The organism is Streptomyces laculatispora (assembly GCF_017353455.1).
In the GTDB taxonomy this organism is placed as follows: Bacteria; Actinomycetota; Actinomycetes; order Streptomycetales; family Streptomycetaceae; genus Streptomyces; species Streptomyces laculatispora.
The window spans coordinates 1-8,451 of record NZ_JAFMPZ010000019.1 but is presented as its reverse complement, the minus strand read 5'-3'; the positions used below and the strand labels follow the sequence as shown (position 1 = coordinate 8,451).

Genomic DNA, 8,451 nt, shown 5'->3' with positions numbered 1-8,451 from the left:
CTGGCCGTCGGCCAGATCTACCTGATGGCCAACCCGCTGCTGACCCGGCCGCTCGCCCCCGAGCACATCAAGCCCAGGCTGCTCGGCCACTGGGGCACCTCACCGGGGCTCAACCTCGTGTACACGCACCTCAACCGCGTCATCGCCGCGCGCGGTATCCCCGCGCTGTGCGTCTGGGGCCCCGGCCACGGCGGCCCAGCCGTACTCGCCAACTCCTGGCTCGAGGGCAGTTACTCGGAGACGTACCCCGATGTGAGCAGGGACGCGGCGGGCATGGGGGTGCTGTTCAAGCAGTTCTCCTTCCCCGGCGGCGTGCCCAGCCACGTCGCACCCGAGACCCCCGGCTCCATCCACGAGGGCGGCGAACTCGGCTACTCCCTCGCCCACGCCTACGGCGCCGCCCTCGACCACCCGGACCTGCTCGTCACCTGCGTCATCGGCGACGGCGAGGCGGAGACCGGACCGCTCGCCGGCTCCTGGCACGCCAACAAGTTCCTCGATCCGGTCCACGACGGAGCCGTCCTGCCGGTCCTCCACCTCAACGGCTACAAGATCGCCAACCCGACGGTGCTCGCGCGCCTCCCCGAGGGCGAGCTCGACGCCCTGCTGCGCGGCTACGGGCACGAACCGCTGTACGTGCAGGGCGACGACCCCCTCACCGTGCACCGGGCGATGGCCGCCGCGATGGACCGGGCCGTCGACCGCATCGGCGAGTTCCAGGCGGCCGCCCGGACCGGTGGCGACACCGCACGCCCGCTCTGGCCCATGATCGTGCTGCGCACCCCGAAGGGGTGGACCGGCCCCGCCGAGGTGGACGGAGTGCCCGTCGAGGACACCTGGCGCGCCCACCAGGTCCCGCTGCCCGGGGTCCGCGAGAATCCGGCCCACCTGCGTCAGCTGGAGGAGTGGCTGCGCTCCTACCGGCCCGAGGAACTCTTCGACGCCGAAGGACGCCCCTCGGCCCAGGTCCTCGCCTGTGTGCCCGGGGGCACGACGCGGATCGGCTCCAGCCCGTACGCCAACGGCGGGCTGCTCCTGCGCGACCTGCCCGTTCCGCCGCTCGACGGCCACGGGGTGCGGGTGGACCGGCCGGGCACCGTCCTGCACGAACCGACCCGGGTGCTCGGCGGTCTGCTGGAGGCCGTCATGGCGGCCACCGCGGACCGCAGGGACTTCCGGGTCGTCGGCCCCGACGAGACGGCCTCGAACCGGCTCGACGCCCTCTACGAGGCCACCGGAAAGGCCTGGCAGGCCCGGACGCTGCCCACCGACGAGCATCTCTCCCGCGACGGCCGTGTCATGGAGGTCCTCTCCGAGCACCTGTGCCAGGGCTGGCTGGAGGGCTATCTGCTCACCGGCCGGCACGGCCTGTTCTCCTGCTACGAGGCGTTCGCCCACATCGTCGACTCGATGGTCAACCAGCACATCAAATGGCTGCGGACCTCGCGCCGGCTGCCGTGGCGCCGCCCCATCGCCTCCCTCAACTACCTCCTCACCTCGCACGTCTGGCGCCAGGACCACAACGGCTTCTCGCACCAGGACCCGGGCTTCGTCGACCACATCCTCAACAAGAGCCCCGAGGTCGTCCGCGTCTATCTGCCCCCGGACACGAACACCCTGCTGTCCGTGGCCGACCATGCGCTGCGCAGCCGCGACTACGTCAACGTGATCGTGGCCGGCAAGCAGCCGAGCCTCGACTGGCTCACCCTCGACCAGGCCCGTGCGCACTGCGCGCGAGGTGCCGGGGTCTGGGAGTGGGCGGGTACGGAGGACGGCAGCCGCGAGCCCGATGTGGTGCTCGCCTGCGCCGGGGACGTACCCACCCTGGAGATCCTGGCCGCGGCCGGTCTGCTGCGGCGCCACCTGCCCGAGCTGGCGGTGCGGGTGGTGAACGTCGTCGACATGGCCCGGCTCATGCCGCACGGCGAGCATCCGCACGGGATGCCGGACTCCGAGTACGACGCACTCTTCACCCGCGACAAGCCGGTGATCTTCGCGTACCACGGCTATCCCTGGCTGATCCACCGGCTGGCCTACCGCCGCACCGGCCACGCCCAGCTGCACGTCCGGGGCTACAAGGAGGAGGGCACGACCACCACGCCCTTCGACATGGTGGTCCGCAACGACCTCGACCGCTACCGGCTGGTCATGGACGTCATCGACCGGGTCCCGGGCCTCGGCGTGCGTGCCGTGGCGGTGCGTCAGGCGATGTCCGACACCCGCACCCGCCACCACGCCTGGATCCGCGAGCACGGCACGGATCTGCCCGAGGTGGCCGACTGGACCTGGGAGGGCTGAGGCCCGCGCAGCGCGCGGCAGGGCCGGGACGGATGCGCCGTCCGGGCCCTGCCGTACGCAAGGGGTCAGCGGCCGACGGCTCGGGCCAGCTGGGCCTTCGTCATCGACGAACGCCCCTTGACGTTCTTGTGCTTCGCCTCTTCGTAGAGCTGGTCGCGGGTGGGGCCCTGCGCGCCGCTGTGCGAGCGCAGACCGCCGCGCCGGGAGGACGAGATGTCCTCGGTCGACGTACGGCTCGCGGTCCTGGACTCGCCGGAACGGGCGCGCTCCTTGTTGACCGTCCGGGCCGCGATCTCCTCGGCCCGGTCCTCACCGACCCCGCGCTCCTGGGCGGACTCCTTGATGTGCTCGTACTGCCGTTCCCGCTTGGGACTCGATCCGCGTGGCATCGTGTGCTCTCCTCTCACCCGGGCTCCGTCCCGGACTCTGCGTACGGGGCCTTCAGTAGCGCAGCGCCGCCGCGATCCGCCCGTGCTCCTTGAGCGAGTCGTCCGCGAGGAACACCACGTCCGCGCCGCTGTCCAGCGCCGTCTCGACCAACTCGTCGACGATGTCCTCGCGGACCTTCTCGTCCGCCGGGTCAGCGGCGTCCCCGCTCACCGGCTCAAGGTGCCCCTCAGTGACCCGGACCGTCTGCTGGTAGTGCTCCTCCACCGCCACCAGACCGGCGCGCGCCTCCCGTACGGCGGCCCAGACCTCGTCGAGACCGCCGGCGAAGGCGCGACGGCCGCGCGCCTCGTCCAGCTTGCCGTCGATCTCGGCGGCGAACCGCTTCTGGCGGGCCTCCAGCGCCGGCTGCAGTTCGCTGAGCAGATCACTGGGCGTCGTATCGGCGGGCGCGCCCTTGGTGACCCGCCCGGCCGCCGCCCCGGTGCTCTCGCCGACCTCGTCCAGCAGCGCGAGGGCGGGGGCGAGGCCGACCAGGTACAGCGGGCGCGGATCCGTGGCCAGGACCCCGCGCAGCTTCTCGTCCACCGTGCGCAGGAACTGACGGGTCTCCTCGTCGCTGAAGGTGCTCGGGGTGTCGCCGATCCGCTCCTCGCGCTGTGGGTTGGGCGCTTCGCGCGGAGCCGTCAGCGGGAAGCCGCCGATGTGCTCCTCGTGCGCGGCGTCCGCCGTGCCGCTGAACAGCGACGCGTGGTCGGCGGAGACGGTGAGCGCCCAGAACGGCCGGGCCTGGGCCTTCGCGGCGACCAGGTTACGGGTGAGATAGGTGTCGCTCAGCACCACTCGTTCGGGCGCGGTGCGGGGAAGCTGCCAGATCTGGTACTCGTCCGCAGTCGCCAGGACGACCAGCGAATCCAGGGCCCGGCGCGGATCGATCTCGGCGACCGCCCGGTCGAGCTGCTGCTTGATGGCGGTCCGGAGCTCCCGGCCGACCTGAGGGTCGGCGTCGAGCCGGTTTCCCGCCGCGGCGACCAGATTGCGCAGCCGGACGGCGTCCTGCGCGTTCTCGGGTGCGCGACGGTGCGTCGGCATGGTCAGGGACAGGGCGGGATAGGGCTTGGCCGCCCGGAGCTCCTGCAAGAGGCCGGCGGTCAGGGCATCCGTGTCCATCTGTTCCCTCCCGGGGACTTGGCGTACTGCCGTGCGAAGCGGGTGATTCGACGAGTCAATTCATACCTTTTCATCCTAATATGGGCGAGTTGGTGCTCTCGGCTCCAGGAGGTATGTGCGATGTCCACGCTCACCGTGTGGAAGTTCCAGTCCGCCGAAGGCGCGGAGGCCGTGGAGGCGACGCTGATCTCCCTTCAGAAGGAGGGGCTGATCAAGATCCTGGACGCGGCGGTGGTGAGCTGGCCCTCGGACCGGTCGAAGCCGCGGACGAAGCAGCTGCACAACCTGGTCGGCGCGAGTGCGCTCAGCGGCACCTTCTGGGGAATGCTCTTCGGGCTGATCTTCCTGATGCCGCTGCTGGGTGCCGCCATCGGCGCGGCCGCCGGGGCGCTCGGCGGAAAGCTGGCCGATGTCGGCATCGACGACGAGTTCATCGCCGAGGTCAAGGAGAAGGTCACGCCGGGGACTTCGGCGCTGTTCCTCCTCACGATGAACGAGGTGCCCGAGCGCATCAGCCGAGCGCTCCCGGACGGCGGCGCCGAGCTGCTCCACAGCAATCTGGACAGCGGGAGCGAGGCCCGGCTCCGCGACGTCTTCGGGGACGACGCGGCATGACCCCGGGGAGGCTCCCGTCCTCCCGCCACATGCCGGCCCTTTCCCTTCGTACTTCCGAGCAGACGGAGCGTCCGTGAACCAGACCAGCCCCGTGCGGCGCGCCCTCGGCGGCCGTGCAGCCCGCAGCCTGACCCCGGCCGTCCTGGCCGCGTTGATCGTCGCCGGGACCGCCGCCTGCGGCAGCTCCGACACCTCCTCGCAGGGCACGGCCCAGAGCACCCGTACGGTCTCCGCGGAACCGGCGGCGTCCCCGAAGGCCACGGAGAGCCAACGCACCCAGCGGGAGTTCGCGGCCTCGGTGTCCGCCGAGACGGAGCGCAACCGGCAAAAGGCCGTCGCCATGCTCAAGGGTGTGAAGGGGAAGGGCAACGCGGTCAAGGACGTCTCCGTCAGAGGCCTCGCGGTCGCGCCCTCCGAACAGTTCCGCAGCGCCCTCGTCCGGGTGACCAACCCCACCGACAAGGCGGCCTTCTACGCGGTCAAGGTGGAGTTCGTCGACTCCTCCGACAAGGTCCTGGACTCCGTGGTGCTCGGCTTCGCCGACGCCCCGTCCGGCCGGACCGTCAGCCAGCACGCCAACAGTCGCAAGGCCGCGGGCGTCAAGACGTTCCCGCGGATCGCCCAGGCCGAGCGCGGCTGACGGCCGGTCGGTGAACGCCGCCGACGCGGTCACGGACGCCCTGCGCGAACTGCACACCCGGTTCGCCGGTCTTCGCGACGGCCGGCTCGCGGACTACATCCCCCAGCTGGCCCTGGCCGACCCCGACGCGTTCGGGCTGGCCCTGATCAGCATGGACGGCCACCGCTACAGCGCCGGTGACGTCGAGGTGCCGTTCACCGTGCAGTCCGTGTCGAAACCGTTCGTCTACGCCCTGTCCCTGTCCGTGGTCGGACTCGACGAGGTGGGCCGCTGGGTCGGCGCCGAGCCCAGTGGCGAGGCGTTCAACGCCATCAGCCTGGAACCGGGCACCGGACGTCCCGCCAACGCCATGGTCAACGCCGGCGCCATCGTCACCACCGCCCTGGTCCCCGACACCCGGGACGCCCCGAGATTCGACCGGATCCTCGACTACCTGAGCCGCTTCGCCGGCCGGCAGCTGGATGTCGACGAGCAGGTGTACGCCTCCGAGGCGCTCACCGGTGACCGCAACCGCGCCCTGGCGTATCTGATCCGCAGCGCGGGGCCGCTGCCCGTGGACCCGGTGGCGGCCGTGGAGACTTACTTCCGCCAGTGCGCGGTAAGGGTCACGGCGCTGGACCTCGCCGCGATGGCGGCGACCCTGGCCAACGGCGGAGTCAACCCGGTCACCGGGGACGCGGTGGTGCCGGAGCCCGTTGCCGCCCACGTCCTCGCCGTGATGGCGACATGCGGGATGTACGACGCCTCGGGCGACTGGCTGCTCCGGGTGGGGCTGCCGGCCAAGAGCGGGGTGTCCGGCGGTCTGATCGCCGCCGGACCCGCCCGGTTCGGCCTGGCGACGTACAGCCCGCTCCTCGACCCGGCCGGGACCTCCGTGCGGGGGCACCTCGCGCTCGGCGCGCTGTCGGAGCGGTTCGGGCTGCACCTCATGCATAATCCGGCCCTGGCGGGCTCCACCGTCACCCTGGTCACCACGGCCGACGATCTGCCCTCCGCGCCGACGGGGGAGCGGGAACGCGCCCGCCGTGAGCGGGTGGCGGTGGTCGCGGCCCAGGGTGCGCTGGACTTCACCGCGGCCGAGCGGGTGCTGCACGCCCTGGACGAGTCGGGCCCGCAGGAGACGGCCGCCGTGGTGCTGGATCTGCGCCGGGTGACGGACATCGACACGGCGGCCCGGGCGATGCTGAACAGAGGACTGGCCCGGCTCACGGGCAGCGGCCGCCGCACCGCCGTCGCCGACCCGGCGGATCGCCTCGTGGGACAGGGCACCGCCGCCGGGGCTCCGCGGTACTTCGCCTCCCGCGAGGAAGCCGTGGACTGGTGCGCGACGCGGCGGTCCGGCTGAGGCGCGCTGCGCGGCCGGGTGCTCACCCGGCCGTGCGGCGCAGTCCGTCTACCAGATGGCGTCCACCCACTCGGGGTGGTCGACGAACGGATTCCGGTTGTGCTGGTACTGGTCGAATATGACGTCGTTGCGCCGCTTCTCGAAGGTGTCCGGCGGGTCCTCCTGGCTCCACGCCTTCAGCACGGAGAGCCGGCCGATGTTCGGGGCGGAGCCGTTCGACACCTGGTCGTTGGGTTCGAGATCGGCGAAGGAGTCGTCGCCCTCGTACCGCACCGCCATGTAGAGGATCATGCGCGCGACGTCGCCCTTGACGGCATCGCGCGGTTCGAAGGAGTCGCTGTCGGTGTAGTTGCCGGGCGCCCCGCTCACCTCGCTGCCGCCGTTGTCGAAGTCCTTGTTGCCGCGGATGGAGTTGACCGACACGTCGGCCGGGCGCAGATGGTGGATGTCGGTGCCCGGTCCGGTGGCCGTGCCGAAGTCGCCGTGCGACTTGGCCCAGACGTGCTCCCGGTTCCACTGGTCGGTGCCGCCGCCGTTGTCGCTCTTGGGCTCGGAGCGGCCGGAGTAGAGAAGGATCACGTTCGAGGAGTTCGACGGGTCCTCGTCCGTGTCCTTGAGCGCGTCCCAGACCTGGCTGTAGGTGAGTGTGGACTGGTCGCTGATGATCGTGTGCAGGGCGCCCTTGAGCGCGGTGCCGGTCTTGCCGAGCGCGTCCTGGTAGTACGTGTCGTCCAGCGCGCCGAGCGGGGTGGCGGCGGCCGCCGGGGCCCTCGGGGTGTCTGCCGGTGCAGCGGCCGCGGTGCCGGTGAGCACCGCGAACGCGGCGAGAGTGGCCAGCAGCGGGCGCCGGCAGGAAAGATGACGACGGGACATGTGGGGTGTCCTCTCCGGAAATACGGGCACCGCGGCGCCGACTCAGGGTGGGGGGGGCGGCTCCGCGGTGGTCGTGTGATGCGTGGTCAGCGGGAGCCTTCCACACGCACCGTGACCCGGGTGTGAACGCTGCGTATTTATCATGTGCAGGTCAAGTGAGGGACGGTTCCGGGCCGGGCGGACGATGCTGCCGGGTATCAGATGCGCCCCCGTCGGCGCGGGGCGAGAATTGCCGCAAGGACGAGGAGGCGGCATGAGCGACGAGCCCGAATCCGTATCCGCATCGCGGGGCGTGACCCCCGACGGTCTCTTGCACACCGGCGCGAGCGACGATCCGTCGCCCGAGGACCTGGTGCTCGCCTCCGGGCGGGACCTGACCCCGCAGACCCTTGAGTGGGCGCGCCTCAGACTGGCCAGGGAGGGGCGGGCGGCCATCGACAAGCAACTGCCGTAGCCGCCGTCGGGCGCCGGGCCAGGGGGGAATGCGGACGCTCCGCGCCGTCACCGCGGCCGGAAGTGTTCGGGTGTCTCCCGCTGCTCGGTTAGCCTGAACGCACAATGAACCGTTTGACGACGTCAGGGGCCGGTTACGAACTCGCCCGATTCCCCGAGGACCCCCGCGACCCGTTCCGCGCCTGGGACGCGGCCGACGAATACCTGCTGCGGCACCTGGAAGGGGCCGACGGAGCCGGCCCGGTCGACCTGTCCGGCGGTGTCGTCGTGGTCGGCGACCGCTGGGGCGCGCTGAGCACGGTGCTGGCCGGCCACCGTCCCGTACAGATCACCGACTCCTACCTCGCGCAGCGGGCGACAGCGGCGAATCTGGAACGCAACGGGGCCGACGCGGACGCCGTACGCCTGCTGTCCGTGCGCGACACCCCGCCGGAACGCATCGACGTCCTGCTCGTACGGGTGCCCAAGAGCCTCGCACTCCTGGAGGACCAGCTGTACCGGCTCGCGCCCGGCGTCCACCCCGGCACCGTCGTCATCGGGACCGGGATGGTGAAGGAGATCCACACCTCCACCCTCAAGCTGTTCGAGCGCATCATCGGTCCCACCCGCACCTCGCTCGCGGTCAAGAAGGCCCGGCTCATCCACTGCACACCTGGCCCCGCCCCCGTCC

9 protein-coding genes are annotated in these 8,451 nt (G+C 71.5%); 6 read left to right on the top strand and 3 right to left on the bottom strand.

What is annotated here, in order from left to right; translation table 11 throughout:
• Positions 1 to 2,298 (top strand): phosphoketolase family protein (locus tag J1C73_RS00825; protein WP_207314602.1); only part of this gene is annotated, 2,298 nt, incomplete at its 5' end.
• Between the two features lie 65 nt (positions 2,299 to 2,363).
• On the opposite strand, the gene J1C73_RS00820 is transcribed toward J1C73_RS00825, so the two are convergent.
• Together J1C73_RS00820 and J1C73_RS00815 are read right to left on the bottom strand one after the other, a co-directional pair.
• Positions 2,364 to 2,687: a plasmid stabilization protein gene (locus J1C73_RS00820; protein WP_207314601.1), complete on the bottom strand. Its 324-nt coding sequence runs from the start codon at positions 2,685 to 2,687 to the stop codon at positions 2,364 to 2,366.
• Positions 2,688 to 2,739: 52 nt separating this feature from the next.
• Positions 2,740 to 3,855: a baeRF3 domain-containing protein gene (locus J1C73_RS00815; protein WP_207314600.1), complete on the bottom strand. Its 1,116-nt coding sequence runs from the start codon at positions 3,853 to 3,855 to the stop codon at positions 2,740 to 2,742.
• 120 nt (positions 3,856 to 3,975) lie between these two features.
• Between J1C73_RS00815 and J1C73_RS00810 the strand changes: the two genes are divergently transcribed.
• The 3 genes from J1C73_RS00810 to glsA all read left to right on the top strand — a co-directional run bounded on the left by J1C73_RS00810 (position 3,976) and on the right by glsA (position 6,455).
• On the top strand, positions 3,976 to 4,470 hold the full coding sequence (locus J1C73_RS00810; protein WP_207314599.1) for a DUF1269 domain-containing protein: 495 nt from the start codon (positions 3,976 to 3,978) through the stop codon (positions 4,468 to 4,470).
• 73 nt (positions 4,471 to 4,543) lie between these two features.
• A complete protein-coding gene (locus J1C73_RS00805) occupies positions 4,544 to 5,110 on the top strand; it encodes a hypothetical protein (protein ID WP_207314598.1) in 567 nt (188 codons plus the stop codon).
• A gap of 10 nt (positions 5,111 to 5,120) precedes the next feature.
• Positions 5,121 to 6,455 (top strand): glutaminase A, encoded by a 1,335-nt coding sequence (glsA, locus tag J1C73_RS00800; protein ID WP_207314597.1) that lies wholly within the window; start codon positions 5,121 to 5,123, stop codon positions 6,453 to 6,455.
• A gap of 48 nt (positions 6,456 to 6,503) precedes the next feature.
• On the opposite strand, the gene J1C73_RS00795 is transcribed toward glsA, so the two are convergent.
• Entirely contained in the window at positions 6,504 to 7,328 is an 825-nt protein-coding gene (locus J1C73_RS00795; protein WP_207314596.1) for an endonuclease I family protein, read from the bottom strand.
• 253 nt (positions 7,329 to 7,581) lie between these two features.
• On the opposite strand from J1C73_RS00795, the gene J1C73_RS00790 reads away from it, so the two are divergent.
• Together J1C73_RS00790 and J1C73_RS00785 are read left to right on the top strand one after the other, a co-directional pair.
• Positions 7,582 to 7,782, top strand: a complete 201-nt coding sequence (locus J1C73_RS00790; RefSeq protein ID WP_123466972.1) for a hypothetical protein — start codon at positions 7,582 to 7,584, stop codon at positions 7,780 to 7,782.
• A gap of 104 nt (positions 7,783 to 7,886) precedes the next feature.
• On the top strand, positions 7,887 to 8,451 hold a 565-nt coding region (locus J1C73_RS00785), incomplete at its 3' end, for a 23S rRNA (guanine(1835)-N(2))-methyltransferase RlmG (RefSeq protein ID WP_504742374.1).

What these genes read in the sequence shown, in the direction of transcription:
- J1C73_RS00820 (WP_207314601.1), bottom strand. Translation starts at nt 2,687, where the DNA reads ATGCCACGCGGATCGAGTCCCAAGCGGGAACGGCAGTACGAGCACATC.
- J1C73_RS00815 (WP_207314600.1), bottom strand. Translation starts at nt 3,855, where the DNA reads ATGGACACGGATGCCCTGACCGCCGGCCTCTTGCAGGAGCTCCGGGCG.
- J1C73_RS00810 (WP_207314599.1), top strand. Translation starts at nt 3,976, where the DNA reads ATGTCCACGCTCACCGTGTGGAAGTTCCAGTCCGCCGAAGGCGCGGAG.
- J1C73_RS00795 (WP_207314596.1), bottom strand. Translation starts at nt 7,328, where the DNA reads ATGTCCCGTCGTCATCTTTCCTGCCGGCGCCCGCTGCTGGCCACTCTC.
- J1C73_RS00790 (WP_123466972.1), top strand. Translation starts at nt 7,582, where the DNA reads ATGAGCGACGAGCCCGAATCCGTATCCGCATCGCGGGGCGTGACCCCC.